This is a genomic window from Janthinobacterium sp. GW822-FHT07A03 (genome assembly GCF_058798815.1).
Genome location: NZ_JBXAKW010000001.1, coordinates 301,171 through 327,297 on the forward strand (window position 1 = coordinate 301,171; position 26,127 = coordinate 327,297).

General features: G+C 62.2%; 25 protein-coding genes. 21 read left to right on the top strand and 4 right to left on the bottom strand.

Features of this window, described 5'->3' with window-relative positions; genetic code table 11:
* Positions 1-14: 14 nt before the first annotated feature.
* The gene (locus tag AC1RJW_RS01360) at positions 15-659 is read right to left on the bottom strand and encodes a response regulator (protein ID WP_034750556.1); all 645 of its coding nucleotides are present in this window, start codon (positions 657-659) and stop codon (positions 15-17) included.
* 142 nt (positions 660-801) lie between these two features.
* Entirely contained in the window at positions 802-1,269 is a 468-nt protein-coding gene (locus AC1RJW_RS01365) for a universal stress protein (protein WP_436494519.1), read from the bottom strand.
* A 466-nt stretch (positions 1,270-1,735) separates the two neighbouring features.
* Here AC1RJW_RS01365 and AC1RJW_RS01370 point away from each other — a divergent pair, with 466 nt between their 5' ends.
* Positions 1,736-2,596, top strand: a complete 861-nt coding sequence (locus AC1RJW_RS01370) for a protein phosphatase CheZ (RefSeq protein WP_493042843.1) — start codon at positions 1,736-1,738, stop codon at positions 2,594-2,596.
* A complete protein-coding gene (locus tag AC1RJW_RS01375; protein WP_493042845.1) occupies positions 2,596-4,494 on the top strand; it encodes a chemotaxis protein CheA in 1,899 nt (632 codons plus the stop codon). Before AC1RJW_RS01370 ends, AC1RJW_RS01375 begins: the two co-directional genes overlap by 1 nt.
* 58 nt (positions 4,495-4,552) lie before the next feature.
* Here AC1RJW_RS01375 and AC1RJW_RS01380 read toward each other — a convergent pair whose 3' ends face one another.
* Positions 4,553-5,698, bottom strand: coding sequence for a S41 family peptidase (locus AC1RJW_RS01380; RefSeq protein ID WP_493042848.1), 1,146 nt, complete (start codon positions 5,696-5,698; stop codon positions 4,553-4,555).
* A 331-nt stretch (positions 5,699-6,029) separates the two neighbouring features.
* Here AC1RJW_RS01380 and leuC point away from each other — a divergent pair, with 331 nt between their 5' ends.
* The 16 genes from leuC (at position 6,030) to AC1RJW_RS01460 (ending at position 24,115) form a co-directional block, all read left to right on the top strand.
* Positions 6,030-7,433: a 3-isopropylmalate dehydratase large subunit gene (leuC, locus tag AC1RJW_RS01385; RefSeq protein ID WP_493042850.1), complete on the top strand. Its 1,404-nt coding sequence runs from the start codon at positions 6,030-6,032 to the stop codon at positions 7,431-7,433.
* A 68-nt stretch (positions 7,434-7,501) separates the two neighbouring features.
* A complete protein-coding gene (locus AC1RJW_RS01390) occupies positions 7,502-7,624 on the top strand; it encodes an entericidin A/B family lipoprotein (RefSeq protein ID WP_010400408.1) in 123 nt (40 codons plus the stop codon).
* Positions 7,625-7,675: 51 nt separating this feature from the next.
* On the top strand, positions 7,676-8,323 hold the full coding sequence (gene leuD / locus AC1RJW_RS01395; RefSeq protein ID WP_099410045.1) for a 3-isopropylmalate dehydratase small subunit: 648 nt from the start codon (positions 7,676-7,678) through the stop codon (positions 8,321-8,323).
* An 11-nt stretch (positions 8,324-8,334) separates the two neighbouring features.
* Positions 8,335-9,405 (top strand): 3-isopropylmalate dehydrogenase, encoded by a 1,071-nt coding sequence (leuB, locus tag AC1RJW_RS01400; RefSeq protein WP_409028109.1) that lies wholly within the window; start codon positions 8,335-8,337, stop codon positions 9,403-9,405.
* A gap of 45 nt (positions 9,406-9,450) precedes the next feature.
* Positions 9,451-10,578, top strand: coding sequence for an aspartate-semialdehyde dehydrogenase (gene asd / locus AC1RJW_RS01405; RefSeq protein ID WP_493042853.1), 1,128 nt, complete (start codon positions 9,451-9,453; stop codon positions 10,576-10,578).
* 255 nt (positions 10,579-10,833) lie between these two features.
* Entirely contained in the window at positions 10,834-13,335 is a 2,502-nt protein-coding gene (locus AC1RJW_RS01410) for a motility hub landmark protein FimV (RefSeq protein WP_493042856.1), read from the top strand.
* A 250-nt stretch (positions 13,336-13,585) separates the two neighbouring features.
* Positions 13,586-14,416 (top strand): tRNA pseudouridine(38-40) synthase TruA, encoded by an 831-nt coding sequence (truA, locus tag AC1RJW_RS01415; RefSeq protein WP_493042858.1) that lies wholly within the window; start codon positions 13,586-13,588, stop codon positions 14,414-14,416.
* Between the two features lie 22 nt (positions 14,417-14,438).
* A complete protein-coding gene (locus tag AC1RJW_RS01420) occupies positions 14,439-15,122 on the top strand; it encodes a phosphoribosylanthranilate isomerase (RefSeq protein ID WP_493042860.1) in 684 nt (227 codons plus the stop codon).
* A complete protein-coding gene (trpB, locus tag AC1RJW_RS01425) occupies positions 15,115-16,365 on the top strand; it encodes a tryptophan synthase subunit beta (RefSeq protein WP_493042862.1) in 1,251 nt (416 codons plus the stop codon). The genes AC1RJW_RS01420 and trpB overlap by 8 nt, the downstream gene beginning before the upstream one ends.
* 86 nt (positions 16,366-16,451) lie before the next feature.
* Positions 16,452-17,249, top strand: a complete 798-nt coding sequence (trpA, locus tag AC1RJW_RS01430) for a tryptophan synthase subunit alpha (protein WP_493042864.1) — start codon at positions 16,452-16,454, stop codon at positions 17,247-17,249.
* Positions 17,250-17,446: 197 nt separating this feature from the next.
* Positions 17,447-18,319, top strand: a complete 873-nt coding sequence (accD, locus tag AC1RJW_RS01435) for an acetyl-CoA carboxylase, carboxyltransferase subunit beta (RefSeq protein ID WP_010400390.1) — start codon at positions 17,447-17,449, stop codon at positions 18,317-18,319.
* A gap of 103 nt (positions 18,320-18,422) precedes the next feature.
* Complete coding sequence (gene folC, locus AC1RJW_RS01440; RefSeq protein ID WP_493042866.1) at positions 18,423-19,721, top strand: bifunctional tetrahydrofolate synthase/dihydrofolate synthase; 1,299 nt, start codon at positions 18,423-18,425, stop codon at positions 19,719-19,721.
* A gap of 24 nt (positions 19,722-19,745) precedes the next feature.
* Positions 19,746-20,732 carry an SPOR domain-containing protein gene (locus AC1RJW_RS01445; RefSeq protein WP_493042868.1) on the top strand — a complete coding sequence of 329 codons (987 nt, stop codon included), beginning with the start codon at positions 19,746-19,748 and terminating at the stop codon, positions 20,730-20,732.
* A 20-nt stretch (positions 20,733-20,752) separates the two neighbouring features.
* Positions 20,753-21,241, top strand: a complete 489-nt coding sequence (locus AC1RJW_RS01450) for a CvpA family protein (RefSeq protein WP_077407525.1) — start codon at positions 20,753-20,755, stop codon at positions 21,239-21,241.
* A gap of 39 nt (positions 21,242-21,280) precedes the next feature.
* The gene (purF, locus tag AC1RJW_RS01455) at positions 21,281-22,804 is read left to right on the top strand and encodes an amidophosphoribosyltransferase (protein WP_493042871.1); all 1,524 of its coding nucleotides are present in this window, start codon (positions 21,281-21,283) and stop codon (positions 22,802-22,804) included.
* Positions 22,805-22,873: 69 nt separating this feature from the next.
* Positions 22,874-24,115, top strand: a complete 1,242-nt coding sequence (locus tag AC1RJW_RS01460) for a cystathionine gamma-synthase family protein (RefSeq protein WP_493042872.1) — start codon at positions 22,874-22,876, stop codon at positions 24,113-24,115.
* 65 nt (positions 24,116-24,180) lie between these two features.
* On the opposite strand, the gene lexA is transcribed toward AC1RJW_RS01460, so the two are convergent.
* On the bottom strand, positions 24,181-24,816 hold the full coding sequence (lexA, locus tag AC1RJW_RS01465) for a transcriptional repressor LexA (RefSeq protein WP_034750502.1): 636 nt from the start codon (positions 24,814-24,816) through the stop codon (positions 24,181-24,183).
* A 275-nt stretch (positions 24,817-25,091) separates the two neighbouring features.
* Between lexA and rpsF the strand changes: the two genes are divergently transcribed.
* The 3 genes from rpsF to rpsR are packed head-to-tail and all read left to right on the top strand — an operon-like array spanning position 25,092 to position 26,117.
* Positions 25,092-25,481 (top strand): 30S ribosomal protein S6, encoded by a 390-nt coding sequence (gene rpsF / locus AC1RJW_RS01470; RefSeq protein ID WP_034750499.1) that lies wholly within the window; start codon positions 25,092-25,094, stop codon positions 25,479-25,481.
* 20 nt (positions 25,482-25,501) lie between these two features.
* A complete protein-coding gene (gene priB / locus AC1RJW_RS01475; protein WP_034783455.1) occupies positions 25,502-25,801 on the top strand; it encodes a primosomal replication protein N in 300 nt (99 codons plus the stop codon).
* Positions 25,802-25,826: 25 nt separating this feature from the next.
* The gene (gene rpsR, locus AC1RJW_RS01480) at positions 25,827-26,117 is read left to right on the top strand and encodes a 30S ribosomal protein S18 (protein ID WP_010400024.1); all 291 of its coding nucleotides are present in this window, start codon (positions 25,827-25,829) and stop codon (positions 26,115-26,117) included.
* Positions 26,118-26,127 lie beyond the last annotated feature (10 nt).

Genomic DNA, 26,127 nt, shown 5'->3' on the forward strand with positions numbered 1-26,127 from the left:
GCGCGTCGCCGGGCTTACGTCTTGAAGGGGGAGAGCAGGCGGTGCGCCACGGCATACTGCACCATTTCCGACAGCGAACTCATGCCCATTTTTTGCATGATGCGCGTCTTGTGCGTACTCACCGTCTTGACGCTCAGGTGCAGGTTGTTGGCGATTTCCGTGATCGACTTGCCCGCCACCAGCAGGGAAAACACTTCGAACTCGCGGTCCGACAACTGTTTGTGCAACAGGCTTTCATTCGGCATCATGATGTTGAGCACGAGCTGCTCGGCCACCTCGGCGCTGATGTAGGGGCGTCCCGACGCCACCTTGTGGATGGCGCCCACGAGCTGGGTGCCCGCGCTTTCCTTGGTCAGATAGCCTTGCGCGCCGGCGCGGATGGCGCGCACCGCATATTGTTCTTCCTCGTGCATGGTGAGGATCAGGATGGCCAGCTTGGGCGCCTCGCTACGGATTTGCCGGATCAGGTCGACGCCGCTGCGGCCCGGCATCGACAGGTCGAGCAGCAACAGGTCGAAGCCGCCCTGGCGTACGTGGTTGAGTACTTCAAAGCCGTCGATGGCCTCACCCACGATATCGATGTCCGGCGCGCCGTCAAGGATGCGCTTCAATCCTTCTCGCATGATGGTGTGGTCGTCGGCAATCACAATACGTATCATAGGCGGGCAATCTGGAGGGTGTCCGTCGCCGGACAAGCAAATGTTGAGAAGCGAGAAACGTTGTCATTTTAACTGATATGGCCGCAAGTTTGCCTTTTACTTCATGTGCCGGCAGCGGCGGCCCCCGTGGCCATCTGACCGCCTATTTCGTTGCGGGTTCCTTGATCAGCCTATGCACGAGCACCGGCAATTTCGAGTGCGACAGCACCTTATTGGTCACGCTGCCCAGCAGCAACTGCCCCCAGCCGCTGCGGCCATGCGAACCCATGAAAATCAGGTCGCAATGCTGCAATTGCGCCACTTCCACGATTTTCAGGGCCGGGCTGTCGGAAAAGGCCGTCAAGCCCGTCGCTTCCAGGCCCCGCTTGGCGGCCGCGTCGAGGATGGGCTGCCAGTGGTCGGCGCCCGCCTTGCGCATGGCGATGCGGTATTCCTCTTCGCTGGGATAGCTTGGAGGGATGATCTCGATGTACACCGGGTACTGGTATTCGGGCGCCACGTACACGGCAAGGATGTCGGCGTGCATCTGTTCGGCAAAGGCAACGCCAGCACAGGCCGTCAAGTTGGAGACGGTGGAGCCGTCCGTGGCGATCAGAATTTTCTTATACATGGCAGGTCCTTTGGCGGTGACTCAGCGCGCGCAACGCCTCTTATTGTAGACGCGGCGGCAGCATTGTATTCATGTAAAGACTTGATAATTATCAATACAACTGCACCTTCAGTATAGACAACATTGGCAGAAAGATCGTGTTTGGCTGCAACGATTTCCGTGCAGCGCTGTTGCGCAGGCGCCCGCAGGCAGGATTTCTTGTGCCGCGCGTGGTCTTGCACGCACGCCAATGGTAGTATTTCAAAATACAACAGCAGGAACACTTATTTCCTGGTGGAAAAGCTCTTGTGGACCAGCTTTGCACCAGGAAGCGCGTTTTGAGATTTACCAACAGGGCGGCGCCCTGCTACACTCGCACCATCGCAGCGGTATTGCCTCAAATCATCTTAATCGAGAAATTGTGGGTATCAGTCTGTAAAACGCACAGTTCAGGCGGAATTTTGACAAATTATGGAGAAGCAGGGATATGACCAACGCCGCTGATGATTTCGATGCATTATTCGATGAAGTATCTGCGCAAAGTGCGGCCGCGGCTCAGCCCGCGCCTGCCGCCGCGCCCGCTCCCGCCGTGATTGCGGATGACGATTTCGACGCGCTGTTCGACTCCGTGTCGGCCAGCGCCGCCGTGCCGGCAGCCGCTGCGGCACCCGTGGCCGCCGCGCCGGAAGCGGCGCCCGTCGCCAGCGCCGACGCGCCTGGCGACGCCGCCGATCCCGTCGACCAGTCCGACAAGCCGATGTTCGAGCGCCTGGGCGGCATCGTGCGCCTGCTGCACGATTCGCTGCGCGAACTGGGCTACGACAAGGCGCTGACGGAAGCGTCGTCGCAGATCGTCGACGCCCAGGACCGCCTGGAATATGTCGCCACCCTGACCGAACAGGCCGCCAACAAGGTCCTGAACACGCTCGACGAAGGCATGCCGGCGCAGGATGTGCTGTCGAAGAAAGCCAAGGACATGGATGGCCGCTGGACGGCCCTGTTCGACGGCAAGCTGAGCCTGGAAGAATTCAAGGCCCTGGCCGGCGACTCGCGCCAGTTCGCGCAAGCCGTTGCCGAAGCGACGGAAGCGGAAAAAGCCCGCTTGCTGGAAATCATGATGGCGCAGGACTTCCAGGACATCACGGGCCAGCTGATCAAAAAAGTGGTCAACATCACCAAGACGGTAGAGCACGAGCTGGCTCAGCTGCTGCGCGACAACGCGCCGGCCGAGGTGCGCGAAAAGCTGGCACAGAAGCAGGATGCGCCGCTGATGCAGGGCCCGTCCGTGCCGTCGGTGGCGCTGGACCAGGATAATGTAGACGACCTTCTTGCGGATTTGGGATTCTAATGGACGATATGCTCAAGGATTTCGTCGTTGAGGCGATGGATCTTGCGGTTAATGTTGAAGAGCACTTATTGCGCCTCGAGCGCGATCCTGACAACAAGGAAACACTGAATGCCGTGTTTCGTTCCTTCCACACCATCAAGGGCGGCGCCGGCTTCATGGGCCTGCCCGCGCTGGTGGCGGCCTGCCATCTGACGGAAAACCTGTTCGACGCCTTGCGCACGGGCGCCGCGCCCGTCACCCCGATCGCCATCGAGGCGGCGCTGCAAGCGTCCGGTTTCGTCGCCGACCAGCTGACGGAACTGGCCAACGGGGCCGCGCCGGAAAGCTTGCCGGCCATGCCGGAAGAGCTGGAACACATCCTGACGAACGCCATCGAAGGCAAGGGCATGGACGCACCGGCGCCTGCCGCCGCCGTGGTGGCGGAAGTGGCCGTTGCCGAGGTCACCGAAGTGCCTGTCGCCGCGCCTGCCGCCGCCGTGTCCACTGCCAGCGCCGATGGCCTGGACTGGGAGGGCATGTACAACGCCGTCGTGCCGGCCGGTAGCCAGATCGCTGCCGCAGCCGTGTCCGCCGTCGCAGCCCCTGTCGCCGTGGCTGCCGCGCCTGCCGTGGCCGCCGCCGCTACTTCCGCCGCTGCCGCCAAGCCGGCCGCCAAGGCCTGGGATGGCGCGGAACGCCGTGAAGAGCGTCCGGAAGTGCGCCATGCCGCGCCCGTCAAGGAAGACAGCATCCGCGTCGACGCCGTCAAGCTCGACGCGCTGCTGGAAGTGGCCGGCGAATCCGTGCAGGCCGCCAATCAGGCTGCCGTGCTGCTCGAGCGTTTGCTGCAATTCAAATTCGAAGGCCAGGCCGCCACCCTGATGGCGACCCTGGCGGAAACCCTGGAACGCGCCTCGCGCTACTCGACGGAACTGCAGCGGGCCACCCTGGCCACGCGCATGCAGCCTGTCGGCCGTCTGTTCCAGAAATTCCCGCGCCTGGTGCGCGAACTGGCGAAAGACCTGGGCAAGGACGTCGAGCTGACCATCGAGGGCGCGGAGACGGAAGTCGACCGCGTCGTCGTGGACAGCCTGTACGATCCGCTCGTGCACATGCTGCGCAACTCGCTCGACCATGGCGTCGAATCGCCGGAAGCGCGCCTGGCCGCCGGCAAGCCCGCCAAATCGTATATTTCGCTCAAGGCCTGGCAGGAAGCCAACAGCGTCATGATCGTGCTGCAGGATGACGGCAAGGGCATGGACCCGGTCTTCCTGCGCAGCAAGGCCCAGCAAAAGGGCCTGATCAGCGAAAACGCCCAGTTGAGCAACGACGAGTGCTTCCAGCTGGTGTTCCTGCCGGGCTTCTCGACCAAGGAAGTGGCGTCCAGCGTTTCCGGGCGCGGCGTGGGCATGGACGTGGTGAAAACGGCCGTGGAGAAAAACCGCGGCGCCATCCACATCGAATCCATGCTGGGCAAGGGCACGAAGTTTGCCATCCGCCTGCCGATCGAACTGTCGATCGTGCCGACCATGCTGGTATCGACCTCGGGCGCCGCGCTGGCGCTGCCGATGGCGGTGGTGCAGCGCGTCGTCGAATTGCCGGAAACCTTCATGGAAGTGGGCGGCGCGCCCGTGCTGAAAGACCAGGGCCGTCCATTGCCCGTGCGCTCGCTGGCCGGCGCCCTGGGCTACGAATCATGCAGCGAGCGGGTCGGCATCGTCGTCGCCGCGCCGCAGCCGTACATTCTTGCCGTGGAAGCCGTCGACGGTACGGCCGACCTGGTGATCAAGCCGATGACGGCCATCACCGTGGAAGGCATCACGGGCACGGCCCGTTCGGCCGAAGGCGAGCTGGTGCTGGTAGTCGGCTTGTCGTTCCTGATGGACGGCTGCCGGGGAAGCGTTCGTCTAGCTGCCTGAGTCTTGCTTCATTCGTTAGAAAGCCCGCTAGGCATAGCGGGCTTTTTTTATGGTGTCATCAAACGCCGTCGGGGCGTAAGGTGCCGCCTTCCAGCCAGCGCTGCACGCGCACGATTTCCTGGGCGCGCTCCGCCTCGTCCTTCGGCGGCGGCAGGTAGATGTCGGGCATGATGCCGCCCAGATCGACCTGCAGCTGCGGCAGGCGGGCCGAGCGCGAGGTGGCGTATTGCAGGTGGCGCTGGCCCGACGGCAGGACGTGCAGGCGCATGTTCGAATAATCGAGCGCGCCGTAACTGTTGCGGCCGATCAATTTCACATGAAAGCTTTGCCGTGCCGCCAGCAGGAATTCTTCGCAGGAACTGGCGCAGTCGCGGTCGACCAGCACCGCCACGCGCGCCGGCCGGCGCGGCTCCGGCGTGTCCACGCGTGTATAGCTGATGACGCCGCCACTTTCCTGCGGTACATATTCGCCTGGCTTGGCCGTGCGCATCTGCGCCACGGCCTGGGCCGCAAAAGCCGTGCACGCCTGGTCGCCGGGCGCCAGCAGCGCGCACACCTTTTCCTGGCCTTCGATATTGGCCGGCGTGGACAGCCATTCGGCGCCCATGCTGACGATTTCGCCTGAACTGATCCAGGACAACAGCGGCGCATACGTGCTGTCGCTGCCGCCGCCGTTGCGGCGCACGTCGAGGATCCAGTTGGGGCGCGCCGCCAGCGCCGCGCGATGGGTCTCGAGCAGGCTGGCCACGGCGGCGCGGTAGCTGCCGTGAAAGCTGGGCAGGGTCAGGAGCACAGTCGAGTCCGATAATATCTGCAGCACCGGTTGCTTCGATGGCGCCGCCTGTCCCGGCGCGGCGGGGCGGGCCGGCGCCGGTTTGGCGATATCGACCGCGCTGCCCGGCTTCACGTGCAAGTGGCCCTTGCGCCACGCGCGCGCATAGTTTTCCAGGATCGCATCGCACGTCTTGCCGTCGGCCGCGCCGGCGGCGGCCTTGGTGGCCGTGGCCAGCGTCAGGTCGAAATATGCCTGTCCCTTTTGCTCCAGGTGCTGGCGCGCGCCCGTGTCGTTCTCCAGCAGGAAGGGCGCCATGGCGCGCAAGTCCTGTACGCATGTTTCTCCCGGCGTGGTGGCCGCCGCGTGGGCGCCAGCCAGGGGCAGGGCGGATAGGGTCAGGGCGGCCAGCGCCAACAAGTTCAGTTTCATCGAGATCCCCCAGGTGTGGTGGCGCGGCTGCGCCGGTCATTGTTGTCGAAATACAATACACGAAAGATTGAAGAAGAAATATCGATTTCTGGCCGCGCCGTGGCTCGTTCGGCGGCCTGCCCACAGATGGGGCCGCCATGTCGCCGATATGCCGATATCGGCAATTTCCAGCTCATATCCAACAAGGAGGCCAAACTTTGTATCGCCAATCCCACGCTTTTGCCTGTTTCGGTTCTGTGTCGCGCAATATATGGCATAATCCTTGTGGATCACCGTATGATCTGGTATCACTTGATCACTTACTACAGGCTGTGGCAACGCTGCATAAATCATGATGAAGACGCTTTACGACAAACTCTGGGAATCCCACGTTGTTCGGGCCGAAGATGATGGCACGACAATTTTGTACATCGACCGGCACTTGCTGCACGAAGTCACCAGCCCGCAAGCCTTCGATGGCCTAAGCGTGGCGGGCCGCCAGCCGTGGCGCATTTCCGCCAACCTGGCCGTGGCCGACCATAACGTGCCCACCACCAGCCGGGTCGACGGCATTGCCGACCCGGTCTCGCGCCTGCAGGTGGAAACGCTGGACAAGAACGCCAAGCACTACGGCTTGACCTACTTCAATATGAACGACAAGCGCCAGGGTATCGTGCATGTGATCGGCCCTGAACAGGGCGCGACCCTGCCCGGCATGACGGTGGTCTGCGGCGATTCGCACACGTCCACGCACGGCGCGTTCGGCGCGCTGGCGCACGGCATCGGCACGTCCGAAGTGGAACATGTGCTGGCCACGCAGACCTTGCTGCAAAAGAAATCCAAGTCCATGCTGGTGCAGGTCGACGGCGCTCTGCCGGCCGGCGTGACGGCGAAAGATATCGTGCTGGCCATCATCGGCAAGATCGGCACGGCTGGCGGCACCGGTTACTGTATCGAATTCGGCGGCTCGGCCATCCGCGCCCTGTCGATGGAAGGACGCATGACGGTGTGCAACATGGCCATCGAGGCGGGCGCGCGCGCCGGCATCATCGGCGTGGACGACACCACCATCAATTACGTCAAGGGCCGTCCGTTTTCGCCGGCCGGTCCGCACTGGGAACGCGCCGTGGCCTACTGGCGCACGCTGCATTCGGATCCGGGCGCCCGTTTCGACCTGGTCGTCACGCTCAACGCGCAAGAGATCGAACCGCAAGTGACGTGGGGCACCTCGCCCGAGATGGTGGTCGGCATCGATGGCCGCGTACCGGATCCGGACAATGAGAAAGACAGCGTCAAGCGCGACGCCATCGAAAAGGCGCTCGTCTACATGGCGCTGAAGCCGAACACGCCGATCTCGGACATCCGCATCGACAAGGTCTTCATCGGTTCCTGCACCAATTCGCGCATCGAGGATCTGCGTGCGGCCGCCGCCGTGGTACGCGGCAAGTACCGCGCCTCGAACGTGACCCTGGCGCTGGTGGTGCCCGGTTCCGGCCTGGTGAAAGACCAGGCCGAGCGCGAGGGACTCGACCGCATCTTCAAGGATGCCGGCTTCGAGTGGCGCGAGCCGGGCTGTTCCATGTGCCTGGCCATGAATGCGGACCGCCTGGAACCGGGCGAACGCTGCGCCTCGACCTCGAACCGCAACTTCGAAGGCCGGCAAGGGCAGGGCGGACGCACGCACCTGGTGTCGCCCGCGATGGCGGCGGCGGCGGGCATCGCCGGCCACTTTGTCGACGTGCGGGCTTTGCGATGACGGCAGGGACTGGCGCCGCTGGTTTACACTAGCGTTCCCAGTCCCTTATTACCTATCAAGAAATCATCATGAAAAAACTCTTCGCCCTCCTTATCGCCACCGTCATCTTGTCCGGCTGCAACACCGTCTCCGGCATCGGCCGCGATGTGCAGAAAGTCGGCCAGGTCGTCACTGGCGCCGGCGGAAAATAAACCGTGACGTGCCGGCGCCCCGCGCCGCGCGTCTTACCGAGTAGAAACAGCATGGATAAATTTACGATTTACGAAGGCCTGGTAGCCCCGCTGGACCGCGCCAACGTCGACACCGACGCGATTATCCCGAAGCAATTCCTGAAATCGATCCACCGCAGCGGCTTCGGCCCCAACCTGTTCGACGAATGGCGCTACCTCGACCATGGCGAACCGGGCCAGGACAACAGCCGCCGCCCGCTGAACCCCGAGTTCGTGCTCAACGAGCCGCGCTACCAGGGCGCCTCGATCTTGCTCACGCGCAAGAATTTCGGCTGCGGCTCCTCGCGCGAACACGCGCCGTGGGCGCTTGATCAATATGGCTTCCGCGCCATCATCGCGCCCTCGTTTGCCGACATCTTCTTCAATAACTGCTACAAGAACGGCTTGCTGCCCATCGTGCTGTCGGAAAGCCAGGTCGAGCACCTGTTCAATGAAGTCAAGGCTTTCCCCGGCTACAAGCTGGTGGTGGACCTGGAACAGCAGTGCGTGCGTACCAGCAATGGTTCCGTCTCGTATCCATTCGAGATCGATGCCTTCCGCAAATATTGCCTGATGAATGGCCTCGACGATATCGGCCTGACCCTGCGCCATGCCGACGATATCCGCGCCTTCGAAGAGCGTCACTTGAATAGCCAACCGTGGCTCGCCAACGTCATTTAATCGATAAAAATATGAAAATTGCAATTTTACCCGGCGACGGCATCGGTCCTGAAATCGTCGCGCAAGCCGTCAAGGTCTTGAATGTGCTGGGCGAATCGTTTGAGCTGGAAACGGCGCCCGTGGGCGGCGCCGGCTATGCGGCCCATGGTCACCCGCTGCCGGAAGGCACGCTGGCGCTGGCGAAGGCGGCCGATGCCGTGCTGTTCGGTGCCGTGGGCGACTACCAATACGACAACCTGGAGCGCCAGTTCCGTCCGGAACAGGCGATTTTGGGCTTGCGCAAGAACCTGGGCCTGTTCGCCAACCTGCGTCCGGCCATCTTGTACCCGGAACTGGCGGGCGCCTCGACCCTGAAGCCGGAAGTGGTCTCCGGCCTGGACATTTTGATCATCCGCGAATTGACGGGCGACATCTATTTCGGCCAGCCCCGCGGCGTGCGCGAGTGCCCGGACGGTCCGTTCAAGGGCCAGCGCGAAGGTTTCGACACCATGCGCTATGCGGAAGGTGAAATCCGCCGCATCGCCCACGTGGCTTTCCAGGCCGCGCAAAAGCGCGACAAGCGCCTCACCAGCGTGGACAAGGCGAACGTGCTGGAAACCTTCCAGTTCTGGAAAGACATCGTCATCGACGTGCACAAGGAATACCCGGATGTTGCGTTAGATCATATGTACGTCGATAACGCGGCCATGCAGCTGGTGCGGGCGCCGAAGAAATTCGACGTCATGGTGACGGGCAACATGTTCGGCGACATCTTGTCGGACGCGGCAGCCATGCTGACGGGCTCGATCGGCATGCTGCCGTCCGCTTCGCTCGATGCCAACAACAAGGGCCTGTACGAGCCGTCGCACGGTTCGGCGCCCGATATCGCGGGCAAGGGCATCGCCAATCCGCTGGCGACGATCTTGTCGGCCGCCATGATGCTGCGCTATTCGCTGAACCGCGAAGAGCAGGCAAACCGCATCGAGGGTGCTGTCAAGCAGGTGTTGGCGCAGGGGCTGCGCACGGCCGACATCCACGAGGCGGGCACCACTTTGGTCGGTACCGAGGCCATGGGCGATGCCGTAGTGCGTGCATTAGGATAAAATATTTCAATGACGGCAGTCGCCGTCTCATCTTGAGGAATGGTAATGAAATTAGTTGGCTTGGTAGGTTGGCGCGGTATGGTCGGTTCGGTCCTGATGCAGCGCATGCAGGAAGAGGGCGATTTTGCCCACATCGAACCGGTGTTTTTCACCACTTCGAACACGGGCGGCGCGGCGCCGGCCATGGCGAAGAATGAAACCATCCTCAAGGATGCCAATAACATCGCCGAACTGTCCAAGTGCGACATCATCATTTCCTGCCAGGGCGGCGACTACACGAGCGCCGTTTTCCCGCAGCTGCGCGCTAGCGGCTGGAACGGTTACTGGATCGATGCGGCCTCGACCTTGCGCATGGAAAAAGACGCCGTCATCGTGCTCGACCCCGTCAACCTGCACGTCATCAAGGATGCGCTGGGCAAGGGCGTCAAGAACTACATCGGCGGCAATTGCACCGTGTCGTGCATGATGATGGGCCTGGGCGGCCTGTTCCAGCACGACCTGATCGACTGGATGACGTCGATGACGTACCAGGCGGCTTCGGGCGGCGGTGCGCAGCACATGCGCGAACTGCTGACGCAATTTGGCACCATCAACAGCTCCGTCAAGGCGCTGCTGGAAAACCCGGCTTCGGCCATCCTGGAAATCGACCGCCAGGTGCTGGCCACCCAGCACGGCTATTCGCCGGACGAAATCAAGCAATTCGGCGCGCCGCTGGCCGGCAACCTGATCCCGTGGATCGACAAGGACCTGGGCAACGGCCAGTCGAAGGAAGAGTGGAAGGCGGGCGCGGAAACGAACAAGATCCTGGGCCGCGGCATCGACTTCGGCACCAAGGAAATTGCTGTCGATGGCCTGTGCGTGCGCATCGGCGCCATGCGCTGCCATTCGCAGGCGCTGACCATCAAGCTGAAGAAAGACGTGCCGCTCGATGAAATCAACGACATCATCGCCAGCAACAATGAATGGGTGAAATTCGTGCCGAACACGCGCGAAGCGTCCGTGCGCGACCTGTCGCCGGCAGCCGTCACGGGCAGCCTGACGATTCCCGTCGGCCGCGTGCGCAAGATGAGCATGGGCGGCGAATACCTGTCCGCGTTCACCGTGGGCGACCAGTTGCTGTGGGGCGCGGCCGAGCCGCTGCGCCGCATGCTGCGCATTTTGCTCGACGCGTAACAGCCATAAATCAGCAATCAATTGCTGATCCAGATCAAGCCGGGGCTGTTTTCCCGGCTTTTTTTTCGTCCTGAGCCCGTCAAGGCTCAACCATGCGGAGCTTGCATAGCTCTGGGCATGATGATATGTTGATACCTCTGGAAAAGTAACAGTTTTCCCATGTCAACTAAGATGCCGCCAACTATGCCTGTACACACTCGTCCCCGGGTCGCCTCCCTTGCCATTAAAACACTCAGCAGCGCTGTCGCCTGTGCGGTGTTGTTGTCACCGGCGGCATCCGCAGCCGAGCTGGGCAAGATCACGGTGCTGTCCGCCGCCGGCCAGCCGCTGCGCGCCGAGGTCGAATTATCGGCCATCAAGCCCGGCGAGGCCGCCAGCCTGCTGGCCAAGCTGGCGCCGCCGGAGGCCTACCGCCAGGCCAACGTGGAATTCAATCCCGCGCTGAACGCCCTGACGTTTGCCGTGGAAAACCGCAATGGCAAGCCTTTCATCCGCATCAGCTCGGCGCAGCCTGTGGCCGAGCCCATGGTCGACCTGCTGCTGGAACTGAGCGGCAAGAGCGGGCGCCAGGTGCGCGAATACGCATTTGTGCTCGACACGCCCGAAGCGCGCCAGACGCGGGGCGCGCAAGTGACGGCGCCAGTCGAGCCAGGCAAGGCCAAGCCGGCCGCCGCCGCTGCCGATACCGCGCCGGCGAAAAAGGCGGCGGGCGAATACAAAGTCAAGGCGGGCGATACCCTGAGCCGCATCGCCAGTGAACTGAAGCCTTCGGGCGTGTCGCTCGACATGATGCTCGTCGCCCTGTACCGCGCCAATCCCGATGCCTTCAAGGGCGAGAACATGAACCGCATGCAGGCCGGGCGCATCCTGGCCGTGCCGGGCGCGGACGCCGTGCGTGCCACCGGTGCGGCCGAAGCGAAAGGCATCGTGACGGCGCACGCCATCGATTTCGAAGCCTACCGCAACAAGCTGGCGGGCCAGGTGTCGCAAAGCAAGCCGGCCAAGGCGGCGCAAGCGACGCAAAGCACGGCCGGCAAGATTGGCGCGACCAAGGTGCAGGAAAAGCCGACGGCTGTGAGCGAGTCGCAAGACAAGCTGAAACTGTCGAAAGCGGAGCCGGCGGCCAAGTCGGCCGGCAAGAGCGCCGTCGCCAGCGAGGAAGACAAGATCGCCAAGGCGAAACAGGTCGATGAAGCGGCTGCCCGCGTCAAGGAGCTGGAAAAGAACGTCAGCGACCTGGAAAAGTTGATGGCGGTCAAGAGCAAGGCCATGGCCGACAAGAGCGCCCCGGCGCCCGCCAAGCCTGCCGAGGCTGCTGCCAGCGCACCGGCAAGTGCGGCGGCCAGCGCCATCGCCAGCGCGCCGGCCGAAGCGCAGCCGCCCGCACCTCAGCCGGCCGCACCCAAGGCCAAACCGGTGCCGCTGGTGAAAAAACCGTCGCCGCTGGAACCGACGATTACCGACAAGATCAATGACCACCTGGGCGCCATCGGCATCGGCATCGCCGCGCTGCTGGCCGCCGTGGCCGCGCTGGTGGTCGCGCGCCGCCGCAAGGACGCGCCGCCCGCGCCGGAGAGCGTGGCTCCAGTGTTCGAGCCGGAGCCGCCCGTCGCGCCGCCGTCCGGCCTGGCGCCGGAAGACCAGCAGTCCGAAGCGAGCAATCACCTGTTCGGTACGGGCGCCGCCGCTGCCGGCGTCGCCGCCGCGGCGGGCGCCAGCGTGTTCGAAGGCAATGAAACGGACCCGGTCGCCGAAGCGGACGTGTATATCGCCTACGGCCGCGACGGCCAGGCGGAAGATATCCTCAAGGAAGCCTTGCGCATCCATCCGGAGCGCCATGCGGCCCGCTTGAAGCTGCTGGAAATCTATTCGGCCCGCAACGACGTGCGCGCGTTTGAAGACCAGGCCAGCGAGCTGTACAGCCTGACGCGGGGCCAGGGCGAAGAGTGGCCGCAAGCGGCCGCGCTGGGCCTGGCGCTCGACCCTACCAATCCCCTGTATGGCGATACGGAAGACGATGCCGTTGTCAGCCTGAGCAAGGGTGCCGGCGGCGACGTGCATGGCCACAGCATGGATTTGCCCGACGATTTGTCGACGCCCGCGCCGCTGGCCGACCTGGCGCCGGCCGAGCCGGTATCCTCCGTGACGGCCCGCGATGCGCGCGATCCCCTCGATTTTGACCTCGACAGCCTCGATTTCGAGCCCGTTTCCACCAGCGACCCGATCGTCATGCCGGGACCGGACAGCAAGCCGCAGCCGGCCGCGCACGATGCGCAGTATGACGCCAGCATGGATTTCGGCCTCGACCTGGAGCCGCCTGCCGGCCCCGTGAATGGCGTGGGCGCCGGCTTGACGCCGTTGCCTGACCCGTTGAAGGATGTGGACCTGGCCCATTTCGACCTCGACGAACCCGTGGCGCCGGCTGCCGCGCCCGTCGCGGCGGCCGAACCGTCGATCGACAGCCTGTTTGACGATGCGCAAACGCCGGCCACCTTGCCGGAAGCCATACCGCCTGCACAGGAATTCGACCTGTCCGGCATCGACCTGGACCTCAACGATGGCAAGACGGCCAGCGTGGGCGTGGACGACCCGCTGTCGGCCATCCACATGGAAATGGATACCAAGCTGGACCTGGCGATCGCTTACCAGGAAATCGGCGACAAGGAAGGCGCGCGCGAGCTGATCGATGAGGTCATCAAGGGCGGCAGCGAAGAGCAGGTTGCCAAGGCGAATACAATGAAGGCACTTCTGAGCTAAGCACCTGATACGACGTCCATGGCTGCGTTGCACGGTCTCGCCGTACTATTCGTACTGTCTTCGACCATGCGCCTGGCCCTGAACGCCGTCTCGTTCGCTTTCCAGCACCAGATACGACGTCCATGGCTGCGTTGCACGGTCTCGCCGTACTATTCGTACTGTCTTCGACCATGCGCCTTGCCCTGAACGCCGTCTCAGGCGCTGGCGTCGTCGGGAGGCGGGGCCGCCTTTGCGCCGGTATAATGCTTCGATGCAAAATATTACGACAGCAACGCCATTGAAGCGTATCGTCCTCGGCCTGCAGTACGACGGCACGGCCTGGCATGGATACCAGAAACAGGAAGACGGGCAAACGGTGCAGGACCAGCTGGAAAATGCGCTGGAGCAGTTTGCCCGCGTGCGCCTGGCCACCACCTGCGCCGGCCGCACGGACACGGGCGTGCATGCGCTCGAGCAAGTCGTGCATTTCGATACGGAATTGAACCGCGACGTGCACTCGTGGGTGCGCGGCGTCAACGCCTTCCTGCCGAAATCGATCGCCGTGCGCTGGGCGAAGGAACTCGACGGCGATCCGACGGTCAATGACTACTTCCACGCCCGTTTCAGCGCCCGCGCGCGCACCTATCATTATGTGTTGTACAACAACGCTACCCGTTCGCCGCTGGTGGAAGGGCGCGCCGGCTTCTTTTTCCGTCCGCTGGACGTGGAACTGATGCGCCAGGCCGTGCAGCCGCTGCTGGGCTGGCACGATTTCACGGCCTTCCGTGCCGCGCAATGCCAGGCCAAGTCGCCTGTCAAGCTGATGCATGACATCCGTATCGAGCGGCGCGGCGATTGCGTCATTTTTACGATTACGGCGAATGCCTTCCTGCATCACATGGTGCGCAACCTGGTCGGCTCGCTCGTGTATGTGGGCACGGGGCGCGAAAAGCCGGACTGGCTCGGGCATTTGCTGGAAAGCAAGGATCGCCACGCGGCGGCGCCTACCTTCATGCCCGACGGCCTGTACTTGGCGCAGATCGATTACGATCCGAAATGGGAGTTGCCGCAAGACAGCAGCAGCGCCTTGCCCTGGTTTTGAGCTGTATCAATAAAGGAATCGCATGCCACGCACACGCATCAAGATCTGCGGTCTGACCCGCGTCGAAGACATTCACGCGGTCGTGGCGGCGGGCGCCGACGCCATCGGCTTCGTGTTTTATCCGAAAAGCCCACGTTACGTCACGCCCGGGCAGGCCGCCAGCCTGATCGCGGCCATGCCGCCCTACGTGACGACGGTGGGCCTGTTCGTCAATGCCACCGTGGAAGAAGTGCGGGCAACCAGGGCCGTGGCGCCTTTATCTCTGCTGCAATTTCATGGCGACGAGACGCCCGAGCACAGCGCGGCGCTTGCTGGCGCCGTGAATACGCCGTTTACGCAAGTGTTCCGCGTCAAACCCGACACCCGCTTTGAAGATTTGCTAGAATACGAACAGCGCTATCGCGCCGCCAGTCCCTTGTTCTCGAGCCTCTTGCTCGATACCTATGTGGATGCGTATGGCGGTGCAGGAAAGGTATTCGATTGGTCCCTCATTCCAGAAGAACTCGCGCCTCGGGTCGTTTTAAGTGGTGGCTTGAGCGTACAAAACGCGACTGACGCAGTGGTGCGCGTGCGCCCTTACGCCGTCGACATCAGCAGTGGTGTCGAAGCGTCCAAGGGCATCAAGGACGCATCCCGAGTCCGCGCGTTTATCGCCGCGGTGCAGGATGCCGATGCCATCATTGCCAGAGGAAACCACCATGAATGACCACACCACAGCGCCCGGCGCAGCCGCCGCATTGTTCCACGCTACCGATTACCCGTTTCCCGACCTGCGCGGCCACTTCGGCCCCTACGGCGGCTCGTTTGTTGCCGAAACGCTCACGCACGCGCTGGCCGAGCTGAAGGACGCCTATGCGCGCTACAGCGTCGACCCGGAATTCCTCGAAGAATTCCGCTACGAGCTGAAACACTTCGTCGGCCGCCCATCGCCCATCTACCACGCCAAGCGCTGGTCCCAGATGGCGGGCGGCGCGCAAATCTATTTCAAGCGCGAAGACCTGAACCACACAGGCGCGCACAAGATCAACAACGTGATCGGGCAAGCCCTGCTGGCCAAGCGCATGGGCAAGCCGCGCATCATCGCCGAGACGGGCGCGGGCCAGCACGGCGTGGCCACGGCCACCATCTGCGCCCGCTTCGGCCTCGAATGCGTGGTCTACATGGGCAGCGAAGACGTCAAGCGCCAGGCGCAGAACGTGTACCGCATGAAATTGCTGGGCGCGACCGTCGTGCCCGTCGAATCGGGTTCGAAGACCCTCAAGGATGCGCTGAACGAAGCCATGCGCGACTGGGTCACCAACATCGAAAACACCTTTTATATCATCGGCACCGTGGCCGGACCCCATCCGTACCCGATGATGGTGCGCGATTTCCAGTCCGTGATCGGCGAGGAATGCCTGGTGCAGATGCCGGAAATGACGGGCCGCCAGCCCGACTACGTGCTGGCCTGCATCGGCGGCGGTTCGAACGCCATGGGCATCTTTTACCCGTACATCGACCAGAAGGATGTAAAACTGATCGGCGTGGAAGCGGCCGGTGAGGGATTGGACACAGGCAAGCATTCGGCCTCGCTGACGGCCGGCTTCCCGGGCGTGCTGCACGGCAACCGCACCTATCTGCTGCAGGATGAAAACGGTCAGATCATCGAGACGCATTCCGTCTCGGCGGGCCTCGACTACCCGGGCGTGGGGCCGGAACATGCGTGGCTGAAGGATTCCGGCCGCGCGCAGTACGTGTCGATCACGGATGACGAGGCATTGCAGGCATTCCACGACTGCTGCCATATCGAAGGCATCATCCCGGCCCTGGAATCGTCGCACGCGCTGGCCTACGCGGCCAAGCTGGCGGCCACCTTGCCGAAAGACCAGATCGTGCTGGCCAACCTGTCGGGCCGTGGCGACAAGGACATGCATACCGTGGCGGAGCGCATGGGGCTCAATTTCAGTTGAATAACTGACAACCCCCAGTAACGCGTAGGTCGGATTCGCGCGCAAGCACGTAATCCGGCATCCCCCACCGATAAAGAAAGCTCACCATGTCCCGTATCGCCGCCACCTTTGCCCAATTAAAATCCAATAACAAGACCGCCCTGGTCACGTTCATCACCGCCGGCGACCCCGGCCCCGACGCCACCGTGCCCCTGATGCACGCGCTCGTCGAGGGCGGCGCCGACGTGCTGGAGCTGGGCGTGCCGTTTTCCGACCCCATGGCCGAAGGCCCCGTCATCCAGCGCGCCTGCGAGCGGGCATTGAAATTCAATGTCGGCATCCACGACGTGTTCGCTTACGTGCGCCAGTTCCGTGAAACGAACCAGACGACGCCCGTGGTGCTGATGGGCTATGCCAACCCCATCGAACGCATCGGCAGCGCCGCGTTTATTGATGCAGCGCAAGCGGCCGGCGCCGACGGCGCGATCGTCGTCGACTATCCGCCGGAAGAGTGCGAGGAATTTGCTGGCGCCATGCGCGCGGCGGGCCTCGACCTGATCTTCCTGCTGGCGCCCACCTCGACGGAAGAGCGCATCGCGCAAGTGGCCAAGGTTGGCGGCGGCTTCAGCTATTACGTGTCGCTGAAAGGCGTCACGGGTGCCGGTAACATTGATACGGAACAGGTGGCAGAGCGCCTCGCGGCCATCCGCCAGCATGTAAAATTACCCATCGGCGTGGGCTTCGGCATCCGCGATGGCGCCACCGCCAAGGCCGTGGCCAAGGTGGCCGATGCCGTCGTGATCGGCAGCCGCATCATCCAGGAAATTGAAAATGCCCCGGAAGGGGGCGCCGTCGACGCCGTGCGCAGCTTTACGGCAGGTATCCGCGCCGCACTGGACGCCTGAGCAAGCTTGCCGTTTACGCAAGATGCGTTGGCGGCAAAGTTCGACAGCCCGGCGATAAACGGCTACACTTCGGCCACTGATTTGCCTGTTATTGTGCAATAGATAAAATTTTTGGTGGCGCCCTGCGGGGCGTCGCCGTTTACCGTCTGCCGGGGGCGTCCACCGACGCTACCCCTACAAGGGCCCAAGGAGAAAATATGAGTTGGTTGGAAAAACTGCTGCCACCGCGCATCCAGCGTTCTGATGCTGCCGCGCGCAAGACCATGCCGGAAGGCCTGTGGGTCAAGTGCCCGTCGTGCGAAGCCGTGCTGTACCGTACGGACCTGGAATCGAATTTGCACGTGTGTCCGAAATGCGACCATCACATGCGCATCCGCGCGCGTGAACGCCTCGACAGCCTGCTCGACGCGGGCGGCCGCTATGAAATCGGCCAGGAAATCCTGCCCGTCGATACCCTGAAGTTCAAAGACAGCAAGAAATACCCGGACCGCCTGAAGTCCGCCATGGAAGCGACGGGCGAGACGGATGCGATGGTCGTCATGGGCGGCGCCATCATGAGCCTGCCAGTAGTCGTGGCGTGCTTCGAATTCGAATTCATGGGCGGCTCCATGGGCTCGGTCGTGGGCGAGCGCTTCGTGCGCGGCGCGCAGATCGCGCTGGAGCAGAAAGTGCCGTTCATTTGCATCACCGCCACCGGTGGCGCGCGCATGCAGGAAGGCTTGCTGTCGCTGATGCAGATGGCGAAAACCACGGCCATGCTGACCAAGCTGTCGGAAAAGAAATTGCCATTCATCAGCGTGCTGACCGACCCGACCATGGGCGGCGTGTCCGCCTCGTTCGCCTTCATGGGCGACGTGGTCATTGCTGAACCGAAAGCGCTGATCGGCTTTGCCGGCCCGCGCGTGATTGAAAACACCGTGCGCGAAAAACTGCCGGAAGGCTTCCAGCGCGCCGAGTTCCTCGTCACCAAGGGCGCCGTTGACATGATCGTCGACCGCCGCAAGATGCGCGAAGAAATCGCCCGTCTGCTGGCCTTGCTGCAAAACCAGGCCGTTGAAGTGCTTGCTTAATCGCAAATAGTAACAGGCCGGGCGGTGTCCTGCGGACCCGCCCGGTTGCCACGCAACATCGTCTCCGCGCCGCGCGCACTGTCTCCTCATCAAGAAGTCTCCCATGCAAAACCTCCCCACCACCTTGCCGGACTGGCTCGCCCTGCTGGAAAACCGCCATTCGGAAACCCAGATCAACATGGGCCTGGACCGCGTGCAAGCCGTCAAGGCGCGCATGCAGCTCGCTTTTACTTGCCCCGTGATCATGGTGGCGGGCACGAATGGCAAGGGGTCCACCTGCGCCATGCTGGAATCCGTGCTGTTGCGTGCCGGCTACAAAGTGGGCTTGTACATCAAGCCGCATTTCCTCGATTTTAACGAGCGCGCCCGCGTGCTGGGCGAGATGGCCAGCGACGAACAGCTCGTCGCCAGCTTCCAGGCCGTCGAAGCCGTGCGCGGCGATACGCCGCTCACATATTTCGAATTCACCACCCTGGCCATCCTGCATCTGTTGTCGCAAGCCAACCTCGATGTGGCGATCCTGGAAGTGGGCCTGGGCGGGCGCCTGGATGCCGTCAACGTGATCGACGCGGACGTGGCCATCGTCACCAGCGTCGACATCGACCACACGGATTACCTTGGCGACACGCGCGAAGCGATCGGCTTTGAAAAGGCGGGCATCTTCCGTCCGGGCAAGGCGGCCATCTGCAGCGACCCCGTGCCGCCGCAATCGCTGATCGACCATGCCGAGGCCATCGGCGCCGACCTGTGGCTGATGGGCCGCGATTTCAACTATTCGGGCGACAAGCAGCAGTGGAACTACGGCGGGCGCGAGCAGCGCCGCAATTCGCTGGCCTACCCGAGCTTGCGCGGCGCCAACCAGATCCTCAATGCGACGGCCGTGCTGGCCGCGCTGGAAGTGCTGAAGCTGAAACTGCCCGTGGGCGCGCAGGAAGTGCGCACGGGCCTCGTGACGGTGGAATTGCCGGGCCGCTTCCAGGTCTTGCCTGGCCGCCCGAGCGTGATCCTTGATGTAGCGCATAACCCCCACGCGGCCTCGGCGCTGAATCAGAACCTGGGCAATATGGGTTTCCACCCGTACACCTACGCCGTCTTTGGCTCCATGCACGACAAGGATATCGATGGCGTGCTGGCCGCGATGAGCGAGCACGTCGACCACTGGTGCCTGACGGGCCTGCCTTCGCCGCGCGCGGCCACGGCCTCCGAACTGGCTGCCAAGGTGCAGATCATGCTCGAAGATAGGCCCGACAGCAGCGAGCACACTGTGTCTATTTTCGATGATCCGGCACAAGCTTTTGCAAATGCAATGAGCCGGGCCGGTGAGAATGATAGAATTGTGGTCTTTGGTTCTTTCCTCACCGTCGCCGGCGTGATGAAGGCCCGAAAATCCTCACTTCACTGAAACGCACTCGACTGAAAATCACGCATGGGCTTGTTCTCGAAACTGTTTAAAAACAAGCAAGAATCCTCTGGCGAAGACAGCGGCTTTTATGTCCCTGGCGAAGCGCAGTCGCCGACCCGCAAACGCGCCGCCAACACCTCCGGTGGCGGCGGATCGCGCCGTGGCGGCAAGGAAGCGCCGGACCCGGTCTTGCCTGAAAAAAAGCGCGCACGCCGCCGCTTGGTCGGGGCCATTGCCCTGGCCCTGGGCGTGGCCGTCGGCTTGCCGATGCTGCTCGATTCCGAGCCGAAAGCACCGTTCAACGATATCGCCATCGACATTCCGTCGAAGGAAAAGGCTGCGCCTGCACCGGCGCCCGTGCCGGCCGTTCCGGCCCGGGCTGCGGCGAATGGCCTGGACCAGTCCGAGGAAATCGTCGACGCACCGCTGCCGCCTGCGGCCAAGCCGACACCGGCGCCCGTGCTGGCCGCCGCCCAGCCTGCACCGGTCAAGCCAACCTACGTGGAGCCGAAACCCGAACCCAAGCCTGAACCCAAGCCCGTGAAGGTGGAGCCGAAACCGGAACCGAAACCCGAGCCGAAGCACGAAGCCAAGCCGGAGCCGAAACACGAGCCCAAGCCCGAGTCCAAGCCGGAACCCAAGCATGAAGTAAAACCGGAAGCCAAGCCTGAACCGAAGCCTGCCAAGCCGGCGCAATCGGCCGACGATGCCGCGCGCGCGCTGGCGATTCTGGAGGGCAAGCCGCAAGAAAAAGCGCAAGACAAGGCCCACGACGCCGGCAGCGGCAAGTTCGTGGTGCAGGTGGCGGCGCTGGCGACGCAGGACAAGGTCGACGAATTGCAGGACAAGCTGCGCGAAGCGGGCATCAAGTCGTACACGCAGAAAGTCTCCAGCCCGGCGGGCGAGCGCATCCGCGTGCGCGTGGGGCCGTTCGGCAGCCGCGAAGACGCGGAAAAGACGCGCGCCAAGCTGCAAAAGCTGGGCCTGGGCGGCAGCCTGGTACCGGCGTGATGTTGCAAGGCTGAACGCGCGTGACGATCTTCGATTACCTGGTGCTGTTCGTGCTGGTGACGTCCGTGCTGATCAGCATGATGCGTGGCCTGGTCAAGGAAATACTGTCGTTGGTCAGCTGGATCGTGGCGTTCGTGATTGCCAACGCCTATGGCGCCACCCTGGCGAAATTCCTGCCGGAAGCCGTGCCGGGCGAAGCCATCCGTTTGTTGCTGGCCTTCGTGGTGCTGTTCATCGGCGTGCGCATTTTGATGGGATTGCTGTCCATGACGGTCGACGCCCTCGTCAAGGTGACGGGCCTGAGCCTGGCCGACCGCACCCTGGGCAGCCTGTTTGGCGTGGCGCGGGGCCTTGTGATCGTGCTGACCGCCGTCATCTTGTGTGGCATGACGTCCATACCGCAGCAGCCATTCTGGAAAAACGCGCAGCTCAGCCCGCTCGCGGAGCAGGGCGCGCGCGCCATCAAGCCTTATCTGCCTGCCGCTTACGCGCAGCATGTGAAATTTTGAATTTTTTTTAAAATCAGTAGCACAGTTTAGGAGCACACCATGTGTGGCATCGTCGGCGTCGTTTCCCATCAACCTGTCAATCAATTGCTCTATGATGCATTGTTGCTTTTGCAACATCGCGGTCAGGACGCGGCAGGGATTGCGACCAATCACAGCAGTATGTTTTCCATGCACAAGGCCAACGGCCTCGTACGTGACGTCTTCCGTACGCGCAACATGCGTTCGCTGCAAGGCAATTCGGGCATCGGCCACTGTCGTTATCCGACGGCCGGTTCGTCGAGCGAAGAGGAAGCGCAGCCGTTTTATGTGAATGCGCCATTCGGCATCACCCTGGCGCACAATGGCAACCTGACCAACTGGGAACAGTTGAAGCAGGAAATGTTCAAGAACGACCGCCGCCATATCAATACCGACTCCGACTCGGAAGTGCTGCTCAACGTGCTGGCGCATGAAATCCAGGAAGCGACGACGGGCCTGAACCTGGACCCGGACGCCATCTTCAAGGCCGTCACCGTGCTGAACCGCCGCGTCAAGGGCGGCTACGCTGCCGTGGCGCAAATCGCCGGCGTGGGCTTGCTGGCCTTCCGCGACCCGCACGGCATCCGTCCGCTGTGCCTGGGCATCAATGAAACGGAGCAGGGCGCCGAGTACCTGATTGCCTCCGAATCCGTGGCCCTGGAAGGCATGGGCTTCCGTTTCGTGCGCGACATCGGTCCCGGCGAAGCCGTCTTCATCGACGCCGACAAGCAATTGCACAGCCGCCAGTGCGCCGACAACGCCAGCCTGAATCCATGCGTGTTCGAATTCGTCTACCTGGCCCGTCCCGACTCTGTCATCGATGGCGCCTCCGTGTATGCCACGCGCCTGAAAATGGGTGAATACCTGGCCGAGAAGATCCGCACCGAGTTGCCTGGCGTGCATATCGACGTGGTCATGCCGATTCCCGATTCCTCGCGTCCGGCCGCCATCCAGCTGGCCATGGCGCTGAACATCGAGTACCGCGAAGGCTTCATCAAGAACCGCTACATCGGCCGCACCTTTATTATGCCGGGCCAGGCGGCGCGCAAGAAATCCGTGCGCCAGAAGCTCAACGCGATTCCATCCGAATTCAAGGATAAAGTGGTCTTGCTGGTCGACGATTCCATCGTGCGCGGCACCACCAGCCGTGAAATCGTGCAGATGGCGCGCGAGGCGGGCGCGACGAAAGTCATCTTCGCCTCGGCCGCGCCGCCGGTGATCTACCCGAACGTGTACGGCATCGACATGCCGACGCGCGACGAGCTGATCGCCTACGGCCGCACGACGGAAGAAGTCTGCCGCGAAATCACGGCCGATTACCTGGTGTACCAGGATATCGGCGCGCTGAAGCAGGCCATCGCCGACGTCAACCCGGCACTGGTCAACTTCGAGGCATCGTGTTTCGATGGCATCTACGTGACGGGCGACGTGTCGCAGGAATACCTGGACCGCCTGGAGTATGCGCGCCACCATCCGAAGGCGGCAGCGCCCGAAGATACACCGCGCTCCCAGCTGAACCTGAACCTCGCCACCACCGAAGGGTGATGTGGAGCCCGGCTATGGCCGGGCTTTTTTTTATCTGATATTTCTCGCTGCCTTGCGCGCCACTTGATTATGAGCAACAACAAAAACTACGGCTTTACCACCACCATCCTGCATAACGACCGCCGCAAGGGCATCGAGCATGGCTCGCTGCACAAGCCCGTGCACACTTCCGTTGCGTTTGGTTACGCCGACGCGCGCCAGCTCGCCTCCGTCTTCCAGGGCAAGGAGCCGGGCTTCCGCTATGGCCGCCAGGGCAACCCGACCGTCTCAGCGCTGGAAGACAAGGTCAACAAGATGGAAGACGGCGTGGCGACCCTGTGCTTTGCCACCGGCATGGGCGCCATCGGCGCCGTGGTGCAGTCCTTGCTGCGCGCGGGCGACCATGTCGTGTCGTCGGCCTTTCTGTTTGGTAATACCAACAGCCTGTGGCAAACGGTGACGGGGCAAGGCATCGGCGTGTCGTTCGTCGATGCCACTGATGTGGCGAACGTGGCGGAGGCCATCACGCCGGCCACGCGAATTGTTTTTGTGGAAACTATTGCCAATCCTCGCACGCAGATCGCCGACCTGGCAAAAATCGGTGACTTGTGCCGCGAGAAGGGTATTTTGTACATCGTTGACAACACCATGACGACGCCATACCTGTTCCGTCCGAAAGCCGTGGGCGCGGGCCTGGTGGTCAATGCGCTGACGAAATCCATCGGCGGCCACGGCAATGCCCTGGGCGGCAGCTTGACGGATACGGGTGTGTTCGACTGGACGCAATATCCGAATATTTTCGAGAATTACAAAAAAGCGGCGCCCACGCAGTGGGGCATCGCGCAAATCCGCGCCAAGGCCTTGCGCGACTTCGGCGCCTCGCTGGGGCCGGAAGCGGCGCACCATATCGCCGTCGGCGCGGAAACCATGGCCTTGCGCATGGACCGTACCTGTTCGAACGCCCTGGCGCTGGCCACCATGCTTGCCGCCGATCCGCGCGTGGCAGCCGTGCATTACCCGGGCTTGCCGTCGCACCCGCAGCATGCGCTGGCGACGGACTTGTTCCGCAGCTATGGTTCGCTGTTCAGCTTTGAATTGAAGGATGGCATCGACTGCTTCGATTTCCTCAATCGTTTGAATCTGGCCATTCCAGCGAGCAACCTCGGCGACACGCGCACCCTGGTCATTCCCGTCGCCCACACGATCTTCTATGAGATGGGTGCCGAGCGGCGTGCCAGCATGGGTATCGCCGAATCGCTGATCCGCGTCTCCGTCGGCATCGAGGACGAGGTGGATCTGCTCGAGGATTTCCGCCAGGCACTCGATGTATAAGTCGCCGGACAAATGAAAAGGGCCGCAACAGTCATGTTGTTGCGGCCCTTTTTGTGTGCAGTCGTTTAATGCCAGCTGCGCATCAAGCCCACGGCCAGGCCTTCCAGGGCGAATTCGTCTTCCGGCGACACGGTAATGACCTTGAAGTCGGGGTTTTCCGGCAGCAATTCGATGACGGAGCCCGTCTTCTTGTAGCGCTTGACGGTGACTTCGTCACCGATGCGGGCGACGACGATCTGGCCGTTCTTGGCGCTGTCGACCTTCTTGACGGCCAGTAAATCGCCATCCATGATGCCGGCGTCGCGCATGGACCAGCCGCGCACCTTCAGCAGGAAGTCGGGCTTGGCCGAGAACAGGGCCGGGTCCACGTTGTAGCTCGCTTCCAGGTTTTCCTGCGCCAGGATGGGCGAACCGGCCGCCACCCTGCCGATCAGGGGCAGCGACATCAGCAGCGCCGCCGGCACTTTCGATGGCGGCGCTTCGGCCGCCGCGCCGATCAGGCGGATGCCGCGCGAGGTGCCGGGCGAAATCTCGATGGCGCCCTTGCGGGCCAGGGCCTGCAAATGCTCTTCGGCCGCATTGGCCGATTTGAAACCCAGTTCATTGGCGATTTCGGCACGGGTGGGAGGAAAGCCCGTGTTTTCAATCGCGTCCTTGATCAGGTTCAGGATTTGTTCTTGTCGTGCTGTCAGCTTGATCATGAGCGGTGGGTGCATACTGAAATGCTGTCTATATGAACAGTCTGTATTTTTGTACAGTATCGTCCACTATGCAAGGGGATTTCCGTGTTTTCGGCGAATTTCGCAAGAAATACTTGTCCGCGGTCGGAAAGTGCGGTGGCGCGCGGCCTTTTCGGGCGCTGGTGCAAGCAATGATTGAAACGTTTGCAAAAGGCGGTTATAATCTTCGGCTGACCTTCCCACACCCGTCTTGACGCCGGGGTGGGCGATTATCAATCCGACCTGAAGGAGTTTGCATGCGTCATTATGAAATAGTCTTTATCGTCCATCCGGACCAAAGCGAGCAAGTGCCCGCGATGATCGAACGCTACAAAGCCAGCGTAACCACCCGCGGCGGTTCGGTTCACCGCGTGGAAGATTGGGGCCGCCGTCAAATGGCTTACTCGATCCAAAAGCTGCCTAAAGCACACTACATCTGCCTGAACATCGAATGCGACAACGAGACCCTGGTCGAGTTGGAAACAGCATTCAAATTCAATGATGCCGTGTTGCGTCACCTGACCGTTAAAATGAAGAAAGCTGAAACAGCTCCTTCGCCGATGATGAAATCGGTACAACGCGAAGACGCGGCCAAAAGCCACCGCACCGAAGCACCAGCAGCCGCTCCAGCCGCAGCAGCAGCTTAATTCTTGACCAGGATCGTGCGCTGAACCAGCTACAAGTCACCGCCATCATTGCCGAGCGCGAAATATTGCGCTATACCCCGGCAGGGCTGCCGATTGTGAATGCAGTATTGCAACACAGTTCGCAGCAGATGGAAGCAGGGATTGCCCGTTTGACCGAGTTTGATGTTGCCGCGCTAGCCGCTGGCGAAATTTCAGGCAGGTTCAGCCAGGCAAGCTTGGGCGGGGTGTATCAGTTCACGGGTTTCCTGGCCAGGAAGAGCCGCAACAGCAAGAGTTTGGTGTTTCACATCATTGATTTTAGTGCAGTCAATTCTGACTAGCGCATTTTAGATACAGGAGCCTGACATGGCATTCGGTAAAAAGTTCGACAAAAATAAGCTCAAGCTTAAAGAAAAACGCAAACAGCAAAACCCTTTGTTCAAACGTAAGAAGTTCTGCCGCTTCACGGCAGCTCACGTTGAGCAAGTCGACTACAAAGACGTCGACACGCTGAAAGACTTCGTCCAGGAAAACGGCAAGATCATGCCAGCACGCCTGACCGGTACCAAAGCGCACTACCAGCGCCAAGTCGACACCGCAATCAAGCGCGCTCGCTTCCTCGCGCTGCTGCCATACACCGATCTGCACCACGCTTAATCGGTCAGAT

What these genes read in the sequence shown, in the direction of transcription:
- AC1RJW_RS01360 (WP_034750556.1), bottom strand. Translation starts at nt 659, where the DNA reads ATGATACGTATTGTGATTGCCGACGACCACACCATCATGCGAGAAGGA.
- AC1RJW_RS01365 (WP_436494519.1), bottom strand. Translation starts at nt 1,269, where the DNA reads ATGTATAAGAAAATTCTGATCGCCACGGACGGCTCCACCGTCTCCAAC.
- AC1RJW_RS01370 (WP_493042843.1), top strand. Translation starts at nt 1,736, where the DNA reads ATGACCAACGCCGCTGATGATTTCGATGCATTATTCGATGAAGTATCT.
- AC1RJW_RS01375 (WP_493042845.1), top strand. Translation starts at nt 2,596, where the DNA reads ATGGACGATATGCTCAAGGATTTCGTCGTTGAGGCGATGGATCTTGCG.
- AC1RJW_RS01380 (WP_493042848.1), bottom strand. Translation starts at nt 5,698, where the DNA reads ATGAAACTGAACTTGTTGGCGCTGGCCGCCCTGACCCTATCCGCCCTG.
- leuC (WP_493042850.1), top strand. Translation starts at nt 6,030, where the DNA reads ATGATGAAGACGCTTTACGACAAACTCTGGGAATCCCACGTTGTTCGG.
- AC1RJW_RS01390 (WP_010400408.1), top strand. Translation starts at nt 7,502, where the DNA reads ATGAAAAAACTCTTCGCCCTCCTTATCGCCACCGTCATCTTGTCCGGC.
- leuD (WP_099410045.1), top strand. Translation starts at nt 7,676, where the DNA reads ATGGATAAATTTACGATTTACGAAGGCCTGGTAGCCCCGCTGGACCGC.
- leuB (WP_409028109.1), top strand. Translation starts at nt 8,335, where the DNA reads ATGAAAATTGCAATTTTACCCGGCGACGGCATCGGTCCTGAAATCGTC.
- asd (WP_493042853.1), top strand. Translation starts at nt 9,451, where the DNA reads ATGAAATTAGTTGGCTTGGTAGGTTGGCGCGGTATGGTCGGTTCGGTC.
- truA (WP_493042858.1), top strand. Translation starts at nt 13,586, where the DNA reads ATGCAAAATATTACGACAGCAACGCCATTGAAGCGTATCGTCCTCGGC.
- AC1RJW_RS01420 (WP_493042860.1), top strand. Translation starts at nt 14,439, where the DNA reads ATGCCACGCACACGCATCAAGATCTGCGGTCTGACCCGCGTCGAAGAC.
- trpB (WP_493042862.1), top strand. Translation starts at nt 15,115, where the DNA reads ATGAATGACCACACCACAGCGCCCGGCGCAGCCGCCGCATTGTTCCAC.
- trpA (WP_493042864.1), top strand. Translation starts at nt 16,452, where the DNA reads ATGTCCCGTATCGCCGCCACCTTTGCCCAATTAAAATCCAATAACAAG.
- accD (WP_010400390.1), top strand. Translation starts at nt 17,447, where the DNA reads ATGAGTTGGTTGGAAAAACTGCTGCCACCGCGCATCCAGCGTTCTGAT.
- folC (WP_493042866.1), top strand. Translation starts at nt 18,423, where the DNA reads ATGCAAAACCTCCCCACCACCTTGCCGGACTGGCTCGCCCTGCTGGAA.
- AC1RJW_RS01445 (WP_493042868.1), top strand. Translation starts at nt 19,746, where the DNA reads ATGGGCTTGTTCTCGAAACTGTTTAAAAACAAGCAAGAATCCTCTGGC.
- purF (WP_493042871.1), top strand. Translation starts at nt 21,281, where the DNA reads ATGTGTGGCATCGTCGGCGTCGTTTCCCATCAACCTGTCAATCAATTG.
- AC1RJW_RS01460 (WP_493042872.1), top strand. Translation starts at nt 22,874, where the DNA reads ATGAGCAACAACAAAAACTACGGCTTTACCACCACCATCCTGCATAAC.
- lexA (WP_034750502.1), bottom strand. Translation starts at nt 24,816, where the DNA reads ATGATCAAGCTGACAGCACGACAAGAACAAATCCTGAACCTGATCAAG.
- rpsF (WP_034750499.1), top strand. Translation starts at nt 25,092, where the DNA reads ATGCGTCATTATGAAATAGTCTTTATCGTCCATCCGGACCAAAGCGAG.
- rpsR (WP_010400024.1), top strand. Translation starts at nt 25,827, where the DNA reads ATGGCATTCGGTAAAAAGTTCGACAAAAATAAGCTCAAGCTTAAAGAA.